This is a genomic window from Streptomyces sp. HB132 (assembly GCF_016909575.1).
Classification (GTDB): Bacteria; Actinomycetota; Actinomycetes; order Streptomycetales; family Streptomycetaceae; genus Streptomyces.
Genome location: NZ_JAFBGA010000003.1, coordinates 259,533 through 274,794, shown reverse-complemented (window position 1 = coordinate 274,794; position 15,262 = coordinate 259,533). Strand labels below are relative to the sequence as shown.

The 15,262-nt window shown below is 73.9% G+C and carries 15 protein-coding genes; 13 read left to right on the top strand and 2 right to left on the bottom strand.

All coding sequences use genetic code 11. The features are described from left to right. The first annotated feature begins 147 nt into the window (after positions 1-147). From hisD to JOC24_RS08880, 9 genes are all read left to right on the top strand, one after another. A complete protein-coding gene (gene hisD / locus JOC24_RS08920; protein WP_205019588.1) occupies positions 148-1,470 on the top strand; it encodes a histidinol dehydrogenase in 1,323 nt (440 codons plus the stop codon). Beyond that, positions 1,467-2,585 (top strand): histidinol-phosphate transaminase, encoded by a 1,119-nt coding sequence (locus tag JOC24_RS08915; RefSeq protein WP_205019587.1) that lies wholly within the window; start codon positions 1,467-1,469, stop codon positions 2,583-2,585. Before hisD ends, JOC24_RS08915 begins: the two co-directional genes overlap by 4 nt. Next, positions 2,582-3,175 carry an imidazoleglycerol-phosphate dehydratase HisB gene (hisB, locus tag JOC24_RS08910; protein WP_205019586.1) on the top strand — a complete coding sequence of 198 codons (594 nt, stop codon included), beginning with the start codon at positions 2,582-2,584 and terminating at the stop codon, positions 3,173-3,175. The genes JOC24_RS08915 and hisB overlap by 4 nt, the downstream gene beginning before the upstream one ends. Next, positions 3,172-3,339, top strand: a complete 168-nt coding sequence (locus JOC24_RS08905) for a hypothetical protein (protein ID WP_205019585.1) — start codon at positions 3,172-3,174, stop codon at positions 3,337-3,339. The genes hisB and JOC24_RS08905 overlap by 4 nt, the downstream gene beginning before the upstream one ends. Before the next feature lie 9 nt (positions 3,340-3,348). After that, positions 3,349-3,990, top strand: coding sequence for an imidazole glycerol phosphate synthase subunit HisH (gene hisH / locus JOC24_RS08900; RefSeq protein WP_205019584.1), 642 nt, complete (start codon positions 3,349-3,351; stop codon positions 3,988-3,990). Beyond that, complete coding sequence (gene priA / locus JOC24_RS08895) at positions 3,990-4,715, top strand: bifunctional 1-(5-phosphoribosyl)-5-((5-phosphoribosylamino)methylideneamino)imidazole-4-carboxamide isomerase/phosphoribosylanthranilate isomerase PriA (RefSeq protein ID WP_205019583.1); 726 nt, start codon at positions 3,990-3,992, stop codon at positions 4,713-4,715. Before hisH ends, priA begins: the two co-directional genes overlap by 1 nt. Next, complete coding sequence (locus JOC24_RS08890) at positions 4,712-5,110, top strand: RidA family protein (RefSeq protein ID WP_205019582.1); 399 nt, start codon at positions 4,712-4,714, stop codon at positions 5,108-5,110. Before priA ends, JOC24_RS08890 begins: the two co-directional genes overlap by 4 nt. After that, on the top strand, positions 5,107-5,862 hold the full coding sequence (gene hisF, locus JOC24_RS08885) for an imidazole glycerol phosphate synthase subunit HisF (protein WP_205019581.1): 756 nt from the start codon (positions 5,107-5,109) through the stop codon (positions 5,860-5,862). Before JOC24_RS08890 ends, hisF begins: the two co-directional genes overlap by 4 nt. A 190-nt stretch (positions 5,863-6,052) precedes the next feature. Beyond that, positions 6,053-6,979: a bis(hydroxyethyl) terephthalate hydrolase gene (locus tag JOC24_RS08880; RefSeq protein ID WP_205019580.1), complete on the top strand. Its 927-nt coding sequence runs from the start codon at positions 6,053-6,055 to the stop codon at positions 6,977-6,979. 83 nt (positions 6,980-7,062) lie between these two features. Here the strand turns inward: JOC24_RS08880 and JOC24_RS08875 are convergent, their stop codons facing one another. Continuing rightward, complete coding sequence (locus JOC24_RS08875) at positions 7,063-7,836, bottom strand: alpha/beta fold hydrolase (protein WP_205019579.1); 774 nt, start codon at positions 7,834-7,836, stop codon at positions 7,063-7,065. 160 nt (positions 7,837-7,996) lie between these two features. Here JOC24_RS08875 and JOC24_RS08870 point away from each other — a divergent pair, with 160 nt between their 5' ends. The 3 genes from JOC24_RS08870 to JOC24_RS08860 all read left to right on the top strand — a co-directional run bounded on the left by JOC24_RS08870 (position 7,997) and on the right by JOC24_RS08860 (position 14,110). Further along, the gene (locus JOC24_RS08870) at positions 7,997-10,798 is read left to right on the top strand and encodes a helix-turn-helix transcriptional regulator (protein ID WP_374104484.1); all 2,802 of its coding nucleotides are present in this window, start codon (positions 7,997-7,999) and stop codon (positions 10,796-10,798) included. A 125-nt stretch (positions 10,799-10,923) separates the two neighbouring features. After that, positions 10,924-12,267, top strand: coding sequence for a PucR family transcriptional regulator (locus JOC24_RS08865; RefSeq protein ID WP_205019578.1), 1,344 nt, complete (start codon positions 10,924-10,926; stop codon positions 12,265-12,267). Between the two features lie 247 nt (positions 12,268-12,514). Continuing rightward, entirely contained in the window at positions 12,515-14,110 is a 1,596-nt protein-coding gene (locus JOC24_RS08860; protein ID WP_205019577.1) for a sodium/solute symporter, read from the top strand. 50 nt (positions 14,111-14,160) lie between these two features. Here the strand turns inward: JOC24_RS08860 and JOC24_RS08855 are convergent, their stop codons facing one another. Continuing rightward, entirely contained in the window at positions 14,161-14,793 is a 633-nt protein-coding gene (locus JOC24_RS08855) for a TIGR03085 family metal-binding protein (protein ID WP_205019576.1), read from the bottom strand. An 85-nt stretch (positions 14,794-14,878) separates the two neighbouring features. Between JOC24_RS08855 and hisI the strand changes: the two genes are divergently transcribed. Next, the gene (gene hisI / locus JOC24_RS08850) at positions 14,879-15,259 is read left to right on the top strand and encodes a phosphoribosyl-AMP cyclohydrolase (protein ID WP_205019575.1); all 381 of its coding nucleotides are present in this window, start codon (positions 14,879-14,881) and stop codon (positions 15,257-15,259) included. Positions 15,260-15,262: the final 3 nt, after the last annotated feature.

Genomic DNA, 15,262 nt, shown 5'->3' with positions numbered 1-15,262 from the left:
CCGCACGGATCATCCCGCGCCTCGTACAGTCGTTCTTCCCTCTGCGTGACCGTGTGAAAGCTAACGGTCAGCAGTGACAGCCGGGACATGTATCAGCCAGTGATACGGGCGACCGGACGCCGGAAACGGTCTGAGAGAATTGGGGGTGTGATCTCTCGAATCGATCTGCGCGGCACCGCCCTCCCCGAGGGCGGCGACCTGCGCGACCTGCTGCCCCGTGCCGAGTTCGACGTGGAAGCCGCCCTGGAGACGGTGCGGCCCATCTGCGAGGACGTACGCCATCGTGGCTCCGAGGCAGTGATCGAGTGGGGAGAGAAATTCGACGGCGTACGCATCGACTCGATCCGGGTCCCCGCCGACGCGATCACCGGGGCGCTCGAGCGTCTCGACCCCGCCGTGCGCGCGGCGCTCGAGGAGTCCGTCCGCCGCGCCCGCCTCGTCCACCGCGAGCAGCGCCGCACCACGCACACCACCCAGGTCGTCCCCGGCGGCACGGTCACCGAGAAGTGGGTGCCGGTCGAGCGCGTCGGGCTGTACGTCCCCGGCGGCCGCTCGGTCTACCCGTCGTCCGTCGTCATGAACGTCGTCCCGGCGCAGGAGGCCGGCGTCGAGGGCATCGCCGTCGCGTCCCCGCCCCAGAAGGAGTTCGGCGGCCTGCCGCACCCCACGATCCTCGCGGCCTGCGCGCTCCTCGGCGTCGACGAGGTGTACGCCGCGGGCGGCGCCCAGGCCGTCGCGATGTTCGCGTACGGCACCGAGGACTGCCTGCCCGTCAACCTCGTCACCGGCCCCGGCAACATCTACGTCGCCGCGGCCAAGCGCCTCCTCAAGGGCCGCGTCGGCATCGACGCCGAGGCCGGCCCCACCGAGATCGCGATCCTCGCCGACGCGAGCGCCGACCCGGTGCACGTCGCCGCCGACCTGATCAGCCAGGCCGAGCACGACCCCATGGCCGCCGCGGTGCTCGTCACCGACTCCGAGGAGCTGGCCGCCGCCACCGAGGCCGAGCTGAAGCCCCAGGTCGCCGCGACCAAGCACGTCACCGACCGGATCGAGCCCGCGCTGGCCGGCCGCCAGTCCGCGATCGTCCTGGTCTCCTCGATCGAGGACGGCCTCAAGGTCGTCGACGCGTACGCCGCCGAGCACCTGGAGATCCAGACGGAGAACGCCGCCGCCGTCGCCGACCGGGTCCGCAACGCCGGCGCCGTCTTCGTCGGCCCCTGGTCGCCCGTCTCCCTCGGCGACTACTGCGCCGGCTCCAACCACGTCCTGCCCACGGGCGGCTGCGCCTGCCACTCCTCGGGCCTGTCCGTGCAGTCCTTCCTGCGCGGCATCCACATCGTCGACTACACCCGCGACGCGCTCGCCGAGGTCACCCACCACGTGGTGACCCTCGCCGAGGCGGAGGACCTCCCCGCCCACGGCGCCGCGCTCAAGGCCAGGTTCGGCTGGAAGGTTCCGCAAGCGTGACGAACAGCACCAACGCCTGGGACGCGCTCCCGATCCGCGACGAACTGCGCGGGCAGTCCCCGTACGGCGCGCCGCAGCTGGACGTACCGGTCCGGCTGAACACCAACGAGAACCCGTACCCGCTGCCCGACGCGCTCGTCGACCGCATCGCCGAGCGGGTCCGCGAAGCGGCCCGCGACCTCAACCGCTACCCCGACCGCGACGCCGTGGAGCTCCGCACGGAGCTCGCCCGCTACCTCACCCGCACCGCCGGGCACGAGGTCTCCGCCGCCCACGTGTGGGCGGCCAACGGCTCCAACGAGGTCCTCCAGCAGCTGCTGCAGACCTTCGGCGGCCCCGGGCGCACCGCGATCGGGTTCGAGCCCTCGTACTCCATGCACGCCCTCATCTCCCGCGGCACCGGCACCGGCTGGATCTCCGGACCGCGCAACGCGGACTTCACCATCGACGTCGAGGCCGCGAAGCGGGCCATCGCCGAGCACCGGCCCGAGGTCGTCTTCATCACCTCGCCCAACAACCCCACCGGCACCGCGGTGGACGCCGACACCGTCGTCGCCCTGTACGACGCCGCCCAGGCCGCCCGGCCCTCGATGGTCGTCGTGGACGAGGCGTACGGCGAATTCAGCCACCACCCCTCGCTGCTCCCGCTCATCGAGGGACGCCCCCACCTGGTGCTCTCCCGCACCATGTCCAAGGCGTTCGGCGCCGCCGGCCTGCGCCTCGGATACCTCGCGGCGGACCCGGCGGTCGTCGACGCGGTCCAGCTGGTGCGCCTGCCGTACCACCTGTCCTCCATCACACAGGCCACCGCGCTCGCCGCCCTGGAGCACACCGATACGCTGCTCGGATACGTCGCGCAGCTCAAGAGCGAGCGCGACCGGCTGGTCGACGAACTGCGGGAGCTCGGCTTCGCCGTCACCGACTCGGACGCCAACTTCGTCCAGTTCGGCCGCTTCGCCGACAGCCACACCGCCTGGCGGCAGATCCTCGACCGGGGCGTCCTGGTCCGGGACAACGGCGTACCGGGGTGGCTGCGGGTCTCCGCGGGAACCCCGGCAGAGAACGACGCGTTCCTCGATGCGGTGCGCGAACTGAAGAAGGAGCACGACGCATGAGCCGCGTAGGCAGGGTGGAGCGGACCACCAAGGAGACCTCCGTACTCGTCGAGATCGACCTCGACGGCACCGGCAAGGTCGATGTCGCGACCGGGGTCGGCTTCTACGACCACATGCTCGACCAGCTCGGCCGTCACGGGCTCTTCGACCTCACGGTCAAGACCGAGGGCGACCTGCACATCGACTCGCACCACACCATCGAGGACACCGCCCTCGCGCTCGGCGCGGCCTTCAGGCAGGCGCTCGGTGACAAGGTCGGCATCTACCGCTTCGGCAACTGCACCGTCCCGCTGGACGAGTCGCTCGCCCAGGTCACCGTCGACCTCTCCGGCCGCCCCTACCTGGTACACACCGAGCCGGAGAAGATGGCGCCGATGATCGGCGAGTACGACACCACGATGACCCGGCACATCCTGGAGTCCTTCGTCGCCCAGGCGCAGATCGCCCTGCACGTGCACGTCCCGTACGGGCGCAACGCCCACCACATCGTGGAGTGCCAGTTCAAGGCACTGGCCCGCGCCCTGCGGTACGCCAGCGAGCACGACCCGCGCGCGGCCGGCATCCTCCCGTCCACGAAGGGCGCCCTGTGACCGGCCTCAACACCGTTCTGATCCTCGTCGGCCTCTTCCTGGCCGGCGGGGTCTACTCCTTCTGGAAGCAGGGCATGCCCAAGGGCGTCGTCGTGCTCCTCGGGATCGGCTCCGTGATGTGCCTGGTGGCGGGCATCATGCGGATCCAGGGACTCTGGAACTGAGGTGGCACTGTGAGTGACAAGAAGAAGATCGTCGTCTTCGACTACGGCTTCGGCAACGTACGGTCCGCCGAGCGGGCCCTCGCCCACGTCGGCGGGGACGTGGAGATCACCCGCGACTTCGACACCGCGATGAACGCCGACGGGCTGCTCGTCCCCGGCGTCGGCGCCTTCTCCGCCTGCATGGCGGGCCTGAAGAAGGCGCGCGGCGAATGGATCATCGGCCGCAGGCTATCCGGCGGCCGGCCCGTCATGGGCATCTGTGTCGGGATGCAGATCCTGTTCGAGCGCGGCATCGAGCACGGCGTCGAGACGGAGGGCCTCGACGAGTGGCCCGGCACCGTCGGACCGCTGCAGGCCGACGTCGTGCCGCACATGGGCTGGAACACCGTCGAGCCACCCGAGGGCTCCCAGCTCTTCGCCGGCCTGGACGCCGAGGCGCGTTACTACTTCGTGCACTCCTACGCGGCGCACGACTGGTCCCTCGAAGTGACCAACGACAAGATCCGCGCCCCCAAGGTCACTTGGGCCGCGCACGGAGAGCGGTTCGTGGCGGCCGTCGAGAACGGCGCGCTGTGGGCCACCCAGTTCCACCCCGAGAAGTCCGGCGATGCCGGCGCCCAGCTGCTGACCAACTGGATCGAGACGCTGTAATGCCGAAGCTTGAACTGCTCCCCGCCGTAGACGTACGCGACGGACAGGCCGTCCGCCTCGTGCACGGCGAATCCGGCTCCGAGACCTCGTACGGCTCCCCGCTCGAGGCGGCTCTCGCCTGGCAGAGCTCCGGCGCCGAGTGGCTGCACCTCGTGGACCTGGACGCCGCCTTCGGCACCGGCGACAACCGCGGGCTGATCGCCGAGGTGGCCGGGGCCATGGACATCAAGGTCGAGCTCTCCGGAGGCATCCGCGACGACGCCTCGCTCGCCGCCGCCCTCGCCACCGGCTGCCGCCGGGTCAACCTCGGCACCGCCGCCCTGGAGACCCCCGAGTGGGTCGCCAAGGTCATCGCCGAGCACGGCGACAAGATCGCCGTCGGCCTCGACGTCCGGGGCACGACGCTGCGCGGCCGCGGCTGGACCCGCGACGGCGGCGACCTCTACGAGACGCTCGCCCGCCTCGACTCCGAGGGCTGCGCCCGCTACGTCGTGACCGACATCGCCAAGGACGGCACGCTTCAGGGCCCCAACCTGGCCCTCCTGCGCGACGTCTGCGCCGCCACCGACAAGCCCGTCGTCGCCTCCGGCGGTGTCTCCTCGCTCGCCGACCTGCGCGCGATCTCCCTGCTCGTCCCGGAAGGCGTCGAGGGAGCCATCGTCGGCAAGGCCCTGTACGCGAAGGCGTTCACCCTCGAAGAGGCCCTCAAGGCGGTCGCCGCATGACGGACTCCGTACGCCGCGTGTCCTCCGGCGCTCCCTGGGAGGAGAAGTTCGGCTACTCCCGTGCCGTGGAGCTCCCCACCGGCCTCGTCCTGGTCTCCGGCTGCACCTCCGTGGTCGACGGCCAGATCGTGGCGGGCAGCCCGCACGAGCAGGCCGTCGCCTCCTTCCGGGTCGCCTTCGACGCCCTGAAGCAGGTCGGACTCGGCCGTGAGGACGTCGTCCGCACCCGGATGTACATCACACACGCCCGGGACGTCGACGAGGTGGGCCGCGCCCACAAGGAGCTGTTCGACGACGTCCGCCCCGCCGCCTCCATGATCATCGTGTCCGGCCTCGTCGACCCCTCCCTGGTCGTCGAGGTCGAGGTCGAGGCCTACCGGGCAGGTGAGCGATGACCCTCGCCGTACGGGTCATCCCGTGCCTGGACGTCGACAAGGGCCGCGTCGTCAAGGGCGTCAACTTCCAGAACCTGCGCGACGCCGGCGACCCCGTGGAGATGGCCAAGCTGTACGACGCCGAGGGCGCCGACGAGCTGACCTTCCTCGACATCACCGCCTCCAGCGGTGACCGCGAGACGACGTACGACGTGGTGCGCCGCACCGCCGAGCAGGTCTTCATCCCGCTCACCGTCGGCGGCGGTGTCCGCACCCCCGACGACGTCGACAAGCTGCTGCGCGCCGGGGCCGACAAGGTCGGGGTCAACACCGCCGCCATCGCCCGCCCCGAGCTCATCCGTGAGATCGCCGAACGGTTCGGACGCCAGGTGCTCGTGCTCTCCGTCGACGCCCGGCGCACCCCCGAGGGCACCTTCGAGGTGACGACCCACGGAGGACGCAGGGGCACCGGCATCGACGCCGTGGAGTGGGCGCACCGCGCCGCCGAACTCGGCGCCGGCGAGATCCTGCTGAACTCGATGGACGCCGACGGCACGAAGGACGGCTACGACACCGAGATGATCAAGGCCGTGCGGGCGCACGTCACCGTCCCCGTCATCGCCTCCGGCGGTGCGGGCCGGCTGGAGGATTTCGCGCCGGCCGTCGGCGCGGGCGCCGACGCGGTCCTCGCCGCGTCCGTCTTCCACTTCGGTGACCTGCGCATCTCCGAGGTCAAGGGTGCCCTGCGCGAGGCCGGACACCCCGTTCGCTGACCCCGGCCGGGAAGTGGCCCGGGTGCGAAGACCGGCGATCTCGCCGATGCCGCCACGGAGCGGGTGCCGCCAGAGTGGCGCCGTCAGCACATGACGGCGCCACCCACGCGGTGCTCTCCCGAAGACCCCCGGACGACGGGGCCTGCGGCTGCCGCGTTGTGGTCCGCCACAACCGAGAGGATCCCCCCTCGTGCAGCAGCATCTGCCCTCCGGCGACATCTCCCCCCGCCGCCACCGGACGTCCGGGAGCCGCTCCCGTACCGTCAGACTCGCCCTGGCGGCGGCGGCCGCCACGGCCGGTCTGGTCACCGCCCTGGTGCCGGGCGCGCAGGCCGCCGACAACCCGTACGAGCGTGGCCCCGCCCCGAGCAACTCGAGCATCGAGGCGAGCCGCGGCTCGTACGCCACGTCCCAGACGACGGTCTCCTCGCTGAGTGTCAGCGGCTTCGGTGGCGGCACGATCTACTACCCGACATCCACCTCCGACGGAACGTTCGGCGCGGTCGTGATCGCGCCCGGCTTCACCGCCTACCAGTCGAGCATCGCCTGGCTGGGCCCGCGGCTGGCCTCGCAGGGTTTCGTGGTGTTCACCATCGACACCAACACGACCGCGGACCAGCCGGCCAGCCGTGGTGACCAGCTGCTGGCCGCGCTGGACTACCTCACCCAGAGGAGCTCGGCCCGCACGCGGGTCGACGCCTCGCGGCTGGGTGTGATGGGCCATTCCATGGGCGGTGGCGGCACCCTGGAGGCCGCGAAGGACCGTCCGTCGCTGAAGGCCGCGATCCCGCTGACCGGCTGGAACACGGACAAGACATGGCCGGAGGTGCAGACCCCCACGCTGATCGTCGGGGCCGACGGTGACACGGTCGCTTCCGTCGCCTCGCACTCGAAGCCGTTCTACAACTCGCTGCCGAGCTCGCTGGACAAGGCGTACCTGGAGCTCCGGGGCGCCACCCACTTCACCCCGAACACCTCGAACACGACGATCGCGAAGTACAGCATCTCGTGGCTGAAGCGCTTCATCGACAACGACACCCGCTACGAGCAGTTCCTCTGCCCGATCCCGTCGGCCAGCCTGACGATCGCGGAGTACCGGGGCAACTGCCCGCACTGATCCGGGGCGACCGGGGCCGGACCGCGCGTACCGCGGTCCGGCCCTCCGTGCTGCCCGGTCCCCGAGGGTGACCGGCCCGTCGCTCACGCCCGTGAGAGGAACGCGACGACGGCCTCGGCGAATCCGGGATCGCGCACGACCGTCAGGTGGTCTCCCGGCAGCACGGTCAGTTCCGCCCCCGCGATCGCCGAGGCGAGGACCTCGGGCCGGGTCGCGAGGGGGTCGCTCCCGCCGGTGAGTACCAGCGTCGGGACCACGATCCGGTCCAGCGGCAGCGCGTCCCGGTGCACGGCACGTATCTGCGCGGCCAGCGCGAGCCGGTCGCCGCCCGCCGAGTCGGCCAGGACCCGGAAGGCCCGTGTCCGCGCGGGTGCGCCCGCCGCGTCGTCGGCCGTCAGCGCCGCCGACACCAGCTCGGGAGGCATCACCCGGGTGTCCAGCCCGCCCACCTCCACCGCGCCCGCACCGATCCCGCCGGCCACCAGTCGGCGGACCCGCGCGTCCTGCGCCGCTGCCAGGACCGCCACCACGGCGCCCATGGAGTAGCCCACCAGGTGCACCTGGTCCGCGCCGGTCCGGTCGATGAGCAGGCGCACGTCACGGGCCATCAGCGACTCGCCGTACAGGGCGTCGTCGTGCGGCCGGTCCGAGTCGCCGTGGCCGCGCGCGTCCAGGGCGTAGACCCGACGGCCCCGTGCCACGAGCGCCTCGACGAGGCCGGGGCCCTCCCAGTTGAGCCGGGAGTCCGCGGCGAAGCCGTGCAGCAGCACCACCGGCGGCAGCGCGTCGTCCGGGTTCCGGGACCAGGACCGGTAGCGCAGGGTCAAACCGTCGTGTGTACGCAATTCATCAGTCATGCACCGACGTTACGGGCGCCCGCCGCCGAACGGGCCGGGACTGTGCCCCGGCACAGCGCGTACGCCGTTGTGTTGGGAGCCCGCACCGCACCCGGGCGCCCGGGGACAGGGAGCGGACGCGAGCCTTCCGACGCTGTTTACGCGGAAGTAACGTGAGAGCGTGACCCCATCGACGACCGTGCACAGTCCGCTCCGGCTGTACGGCCGCAGCGGTGAACTGGCCATCCTGGAAACCCTGTTGGGGCGGCTGCGGGGAGGGTGCGGCGGAGCGCTCGTGTTGACCTCGCCGCCCGGCCTCGGCCGTACCGCCCTGCTGCGGCGGACCGCCACCCGCTACCTCCGGGGGCACGGCGGCCCCGTGCTGTACGCCTCCGCGGCCCCCACCGAACAGCGACTGCCCTACAGCGGGCTGCACGCCCTGCTCTGCTCCGCCCCGGGACCGCTGCCCGTCCCGCCCGACGCGGTCCTGCGCTCCGGTATCACCCCGGGCGGACTGCTCGGGCTGCTGCGGGACCTGGGTGCCGAACAGCCGCTGCTCGTCTGTGTGGACGACGCCCACGCCTGGGACCCCGACTCACGCGCCGCACTCGGCTTCGCCGCCCGCCGGCTCGGGGCCGGCAGCCGGGTCGCGGTCGTGATCGGCGCGGCCGACGAGACCTCGTTCGCCGGCCTGCCCGCCCTGCGCCTGGGGCCGCTCGACCACGACGCGGCCGGCGCGGTCCTGGACCGGCTCACCGAGGGCGCGGCCGGTGTCGACCCCGTCGTACGCGGCGAACTCCTGCGTGAGGCGGCCGGCAACCCACGGCTGCTGGCAGGGCTCGCCGGCCGTCTCACCCCCGGCCAGCTGGCCGGGCGCACCGCGCTCCCGTACCCGCTGCCCGGCGCCGAGGGCGTCCTGGACGCCCACGCCGAGCACCTGGACGGACTGCCCCCCGACACCCACACCCTGCTCCTGCTGGCCGCGGCCGCGGAGGAGCACGAGCCGGACGGGGCCGGTGCCGACGCGGCCCTGCTGCTGCGGGCGGGAGCCAGGGCGGGGCTGGCCGCGGCCCACCTCGACCGGGTGCTCTTCGCCCCCGCGGGCACCGCCGGAGCGCTTCAGCGCGCGGGCAGCCGCGTGCACTTCAGCCACCCGCTGCTGCGTCGCGCGGTCCTGCACCGGGCGCCTCCCGGCCGCCGCCGGGCCGTGCACGAACTGCTCGCCGGACTGCTCACGGGGCCCGGCGCGGCCCCGCTGCCCGCGCTCGTCCAGCGGGCCTGCGCCGCTCCCGGCCCGGACGCCGCACTCGCCGGCCGGCTGGAGGCCGCGGCCACCGCCCCGCGCCCGCACGGGGAACGGTCGGCCGCGCTGGCCCGCGCCGCCGCGCTCTCCACCGACGACACCCTGCGCGCCGCGCGGTTCACCGCCGCCGCCGAACAGGCCCGGCTGGCGGGCGACACCGGCAGGGCCCGCGCCATGCTGGCCCGTGTCGGCCCCCATCCCGCCGGTGGTGCCGCGCCCTACGTACGCGGCATGCTCGCCCTGCGCGACGGACCCGTCGCCGACGCCCGCGAGGCGCTCCTGACCGCGGCGGCGATGCTCGCCCCGCACGACCCGCGCCGCACCCTGGACGCCCTGTTCGGCGCCGCGGAGGCGGCGTGGGACATGGGGGACGCCGTCGCCTACCTGGACGCCATGAACCGCATCCCCGTCGCCGCGGCCGACCGGCCCACGGCGCAGTACCGCGCCGGGATGTGTGCCGTGCTCTCCGGGCATCCCGACCGGGGCCACGCCCTCCTGCGCCGCTGCCTCGACGCGGCCGGCCGAGCCGAGGACGCGGGCGAACTCCTGCGGGCGGGCGCCTCGGCCCTGGTGCTCGGTGAGGTCGACGTGGCCTGCCGGGCAGGCGCCCGCGCCCTCGCCGTCGTACGCACCCGGGGGCCCGAAGCCCTGCTGCCGCACGCCCTGGAACAGCTCGCGTACGCGGAACTGCGCGCCGGGCAGCACGCCAGGGCCCGCGCCCACGCACTGGAGGGGCTGCACGCGGCCCGCCGTACCGGGCAGCGGAACTCCGCCACGCATCTGCACGCCGTGCTCGCGCTCGCCGCCTCGGTCGAAGGGCCCGCCGAAGCCTGCGCCGCCCACGCCGACGCGGCACTCGCCGGGGCCGGACCCCACGGGCTGGCCCAGGCGGCCATGCTCGCCACCTGGGCCGTCGCCCGTGCCGACCTGGCGGCCGGCCGGCCCGGCGAGGCGGCGGCCCGGCTCGGTCCACTGGTCAGGCCGGGGCCGGGGACGGGACACTTCGCCACCCGCATGCTCGCCGTGCCCTGCTACGTCGAGGCGATGGTGCACTCCGGCCGCGCGGACGAAGGGGCCGGTGAACTGGCCCGCGCCCTGAAGGAGTTCACGCTGTGGACCGCCCGGACGACCGACCCCCAGGTCCCCGCCCAGCTGGCCCGCTGCCGCGCCCTGCTGGCGGCGCCCGAGGAGGCCTCGGCCCGGTACGAGGAGGCCCTCGCCCACCACGACCGCGCGGGCGGCGACTTCGAGCGCGCGCGAACCCGGCTGCTCCAGGGGCAGCTGCTGCGCCGCCTGCGCCGCACCCGCGAGGCCCGCGGTCCGCTGCGTGACGCGCTGGTCGCGTTCGAACGCTGCTCCGCCCGCGTCTGGGCGGCGCGCGCGGGCGGGGAGCTGCGGGCCGCCGGGGAGGCCGTGGACGTGCCGGACCTGGGAGGCCCCGGCCCGCTGGCCGGACTCACCCCGCAGCAGCAGCGGATCGCCCGCTGTGTCGCGGAGGGTGCCACCAACCGTGAGGTGGCGTTGCGGCTCTCGGTGAGCCCGCGGACCGTCGACCACCACCTCCGCAACGTCTTCGTCGCCCTCGGCGTCCGGTCCCGGACCGAGCTCGCGCGGCTGCTGGACCGCGACGGCGGGGCGAGGTTGCAGGACCGTGATGAGAAGAACCGCGCAGACCTCTAGGTACCGACCGGGCGGTATGCCATTCTGCGGTCGTCAGGATCGATCGGTGTGCGCCCGCCCAACGCCGGGCCGGGCACACACCGGGCCGGCCCACCGCAGCCGGCCGATTCCCGGTGGAGGCCGCCATGCCACAGGTCGTACGCACACGGATCAGGGCGCTGCACGGACCGCCCCCCGTAGCACCGTTGCCGCTCCGCGTCCGCTCCCTGGCCGACCGCGAGGCCGTGGCGGTGCTCCACCGGGCGGCCCGTGTGCTGCTGGAGTCGCTGCCGGAGCTCACGGACCGGCTGGTCGAGGCACTGAGGGAGCAGGAGCCCGCCTACCGCGCCGCGATGGAGACGGAACCGACCGAGATCTGGCAGGAGGTCCACCAGTCGCTGCGGCACAACGTCGCCTCCCTGATCCAGCCCCGGGAGTTCCAGGAGGCCGCCCACCGGACCTCCCGCTGGATCGGGGAGAGCCGCGCCGAGCAGGGCGTACCGCTAGACGCGGTCATGCACGCCTTCCGCATGGGCGGGGCGATGGTCTGGCAGGACCTGGTCGACGGCACGGCCCGGCGCCACCCCGAGGACACCCGGCTGCTCGTCCATGTCGCCGCGGACGTCTGGAACTTCGTCGACGAGCACTGCGGCGTGGTCGCCGAGGCCTACCGGCAGGCCGAACGGCGGCTCTCCTGGCGCCGCGAGAACCAGCAGCGCCTGATGACGGGGGCCCTGCTGGACGGCACCGCCCGGATCGCGGACCTGCCGGACGCCGCGGCGATGCTGGGACTCCCGGTGCAGGGGCGTTACGCCGTACTCGCGGTCGCCGGAGCCCGCCGCGCCCCGCACGACGCCGGGCGACCGCCGCTCGCCCTGGCCGAGGGGACCCCCGCGCTCTGGCACGCGGCGGGGGACGTGGAGTTCGCGGTCCTGCCGCTCGGCACGCTCCCGGCGACGGCCGAGGCGGAGCCGGGGGGCGACGCCGGTGCGCCCGCACCGGAGCCCGCCGCCCCCTCCGACGGTGAACTCGCCCTGCTCGCGGACGCCCTGACAGCGCCTCCGGGAACCCGCGTCGGCGTCAGTTCCGTGGTCGACGGGCTCGCCCTCGTCGGTGACGCGCGGCGTCTGGCCGAGACGGCGCTGAAGACCTGCCCGGCGTCCGGAGGGACGGTGCTGCTCGACGAGCACCTGCCCGCCGCGCTGGTCGTGTCCTCGCCCGGCCTCGGGGCCGCGCTCGCCGACCGGGTCCTCGGCCCGCTGGACCGGCTCGACCCCGCGGACCGGGACGTGCTCATCGAGACGCTGACCGCGTGGCTCGACTCGGACGGCTCGGCGCAGCGGGCGGGGGCGAAGCTGTACTGCCACCGCAACACCGTGCTGAACCGGCTGCGGCGTTTCGAGCAGTTGACGGGGCGCTGCCTGACGCGGCCCTCGGACGCGGTCGAGGTGTCCCTGGCGCTCGCGGCACGGCGGCTGCTGGCGGGCTGAGCGGGGCCGTCCGCGGCGGGGCGCGGCGGAGGTGGCGCACCCAGCCGCGGACGCGGCCGCTGCGCGGAGCCCCCGCCCCTCCCGGGTCGGGGCCCGCCCGCTGTGCGGCGGCACAGTCCTGCGCCGTACGGGCTGTACCGGCGCCGCGCCCCGCCCCGGCCCCCTGTGCCGCTCGCACCCCGGCTGGTGCCATGGCGCGCATGTCCTCAGCTGCCCCTTGCAGACCCGTACCGGCGGAGCGGAACCGGTGAGCGGCGCGATCGACGCCCGGTCCCTGGCCGTCGTCATCTTCCTCGGCTTCGTCGCCGTGTCCCTGCTGCTGTGCGGACTCGCCGCCGCCGACCAGGACGATCCGGAGCACTTCTACGCGGGCGGCGCCACCCTCGGTCCCGTCGGCGCCGGACTGGCGATCGCCGGGGACTACGTCTCCGCCGCCACGCTGCTCTCCACCACCGGATCCGTCGCGCTGGCAGGCTTCGACGGCCTGCTGTTCGCCCTGGCGACGGTCGCCTCGCTGGCCCTGGTGATGCGCCTCTTCGCCGAACGCCTGCGCCGCAGAGGCGTGTTCACCCTCGGCGACTTCCTCGCCGACCGGCTCGGCGACGGCTCCGTACGCCGTGCGCTGGGCGTGGCCACCCTCGTCGTCCTGGCCCCGCTGCTGCTCGTGCAGCTCACCACCGCCGGGCGCGTCATGGCCGCCATGTTCGGGCTGCCCGACGGTGCGCTCACCGGCTGCACCGTGGCCAGCGGCGCGCTCATGGTCTGCTACTCGGCGTTCGGCGGGATGCGGGGCACCGGCTACATCCAGATCCTCAAGGTGGCCGTCGTCCTGGGCGCGGTCACCCTGCTCGCCGGACTCGTCCTCGCACGCTTCGACTGGTCCCCGTTCGCCCTCTTCGACGCCGCCCGGGCAGGCAGCGGGGCGGGCGGCGACTACGCGCGCCCCGGGCTGCAGTTCGGCCACGGACTCTCCGGCGGGCTCGACCTGATCGGCTTCCAGGCCACCCTCCTGCTCGGTGCCGCCTGCATGCCGCACATCATGATGCGGCTCCATCCGATCCGTGACGCCCGGACCGCCCGCCGGGCCGGCGTCTGGGCCGTGAGTCCCGTCGCCCTGCTGTGCGCCGGCATCGTCATCGTCGGACTCGGCGCCTCCGCCCTGGTGGGCCGGGAGCTGCTGCGGGCCGCCGACCCCGCGGGCGGCACCGCCCTGCTGATGGTGACGAGCGCCCTGGACCCCGGTGCGGCCGGGCCACGGGACAGCCCCCTGTTCGCGCTCGTGGCGTGCGCCGCGTTCGCCACCACGCTGGCCGCGGTCGCCGGAATCACCCTGGCCGCCGCCTCGTCCCTGGCCCGCGACTTCGCGGTGAAGCCGGGCGCGCGGGGCGAGGGCAGGGCGTCCGGCGGAGAGATCCGGCGAGCCCGCCGGGCCGTCGCCGGGATCGGTGCGCTCGCCGTCCTCCTCTCGGCGTACACGCACGACCGCAACCCCCAGGTGCTGCTCTCCCTCTCGTTCGCGGCCGCGGCATCGGTCCTGCCGCCCGTCCTGCTGTACGCCGTCCTGCGGCCGGGCTTCAACGCCCGCGGGGTGCGGTGGACCGTGTACGGCACGCTCCCGCTGATCGGCGTCCTGATGGTCCTGTCACCGGCGTTCTCCGGCACACCCGTCGCGCTCTTCCCGGAGTGGGACTTCGACGTGTTCCCGCTCCAGACCCCCGGCCTGGTCACCATCCCGGCGGGATTCCTCCTCGGGCTGCTGGGGTCGGGCCGCAACCCCGGCGCGGCGCCGGACGCACGGCACCGGGCCCGCCGAGTGCCCCTGCGCGCCCGCGACGGCGCCTGAGCGGCCGGTACGGGCGCGAGCCCGCCGCCTCACGAGGTGCGGCGGCGGGCCTACAGCCCCAGCTCGGCCGTGTGCAGCCGGGCCAACGCGTCCTTGTCACCGTCCAGCTCCACCCGCGCCGCGTCCTGCCGCCCCGCGGCGAACAGCAGCAGCTCACCCGGCTCCCCGGTCACCGTCACCACCGGGGCGCCCTTGTGAGCCACCGCCGTCTGGCCGTCCGGGCGCCTCAGCACCAGACCCACCGGGGCCCGGCGGCCCAGCATCCGGGCCGTCTTCTCGGTGCGCGCCCACAGCACATCGGCGAACACCGGATCCAGGTCCCGCTGCGACCAGTCGGGCTGGGCCCGGCGCACGTCCTCCGCGTGGATGTAGAACTCGACGGTGTTGGCCGCCTCGTCCAGCTGCTTCAGCCCGAAGGGTGACATCCGGGGCGGGCCCGTACGGATGAGCTGGATCAGTTCCTCGTACGGTTTGGCGGCGAACTCCGCCTGGACCCGCTCCAGCCGGTTCTTCAGGGCGCCCAGCAGAATCCCGCCCGCAGCGTCCGCACGGCGTTCACGCACCACGACATGGGCGGCCAGATCACGGGTCTTCCAGCCGTTGCACAGGGTCTGAGCCTCGGGACCCGCCGCTTCCAACAGGTCGGCGAGCAGAAGACGTTCACGCTTCGCATGGGTCGACATGCCCGCCAGCGTACGACCGCCACCCGCCGTCCGCCCAGTGGACGCACGGCCGGACGGTCCCTCCCGGCGCGGCACAATGGGGCCCATGACCAGCACGCCCGGCCCCACGCCCGCAAGCAACCTCGACCCGGCCGTCGCCGCCCGCCTCAGGCGCGGCCCCGACGGACTGGTCCCGGCCATCGCCCAGCAGTACGACACGGGCGAGGTGCTCATGCTCGGCTGGATGGACGACGAGGCGCTGCACCGCACCCTCACCACGGGCCGCTGCACCTACTGGTCCCGCAGCCGCCAGGAGTACTGGGTCAAGGGCGACACCTCCGGCCACATCCAGAAGGTCAGGTCGGTCGCGCTGGACTGCGACGCCGACACCGTCCTGGTGAAGGTCGACCAGACCGGTGCCGCCTGCCACACCGGCGACCGCACCTGCTTCGACAAGGACGTCCTCCCGCTCACCGCGCCCCGATAGGGT

Coding starts and splice junctions, on each gene's coding strand:
- hisI (WP_205019575.1), top strand. CDS start 14,879: ATGACCAGCACGCCCGGCCCCACGCCCGCAAGCAACCTCGACCCGGCC.
- JOC24_RS08875 (WP_205019579.1), bottom strand. CDS start 7,836: ATGACTGATGAATTGCGTACACACGACGGTTTGACCCTGCGCTACCGG.
- JOC24_RS08855 (WP_205019576.1), bottom strand. CDS start 14,793: ATGTCGACCCATGCGAAGCGTGAACGTCTTCTGCTCGCCGACCTGTTG.
- JOC24_RS08865 (WP_205019578.1), top strand. CDS start 10,924: ATGCCACAGGTCGTACGCACACGGATCAGGGCGCTGCACGGACCGCCC.
- hisB (WP_205019586.1), top strand. CDS start 2,582: ATGAGCCGCGTAGGCAGGGTGGAGCGGACCACCAAGGAGACCTCCGTA.
- JOC24_RS08890 (WP_205019582.1), top strand. CDS start 4,712: ATGACGGACTCCGTACGCCGCGTGTCCTCCGGCGCTCCCTGGGAGGAG.
- hisF (WP_205019581.1), top strand. CDS start 5,107: ATGACCCTCGCCGTACGGGTCATCCCGTGCCTGGACGTCGACAAGGGC.
- priA (WP_205019583.1), top strand. CDS start 3,990: ATGCCGAAGCTTGAACTGCTCCCCGCCGTAGACGTACGCGACGGACAG.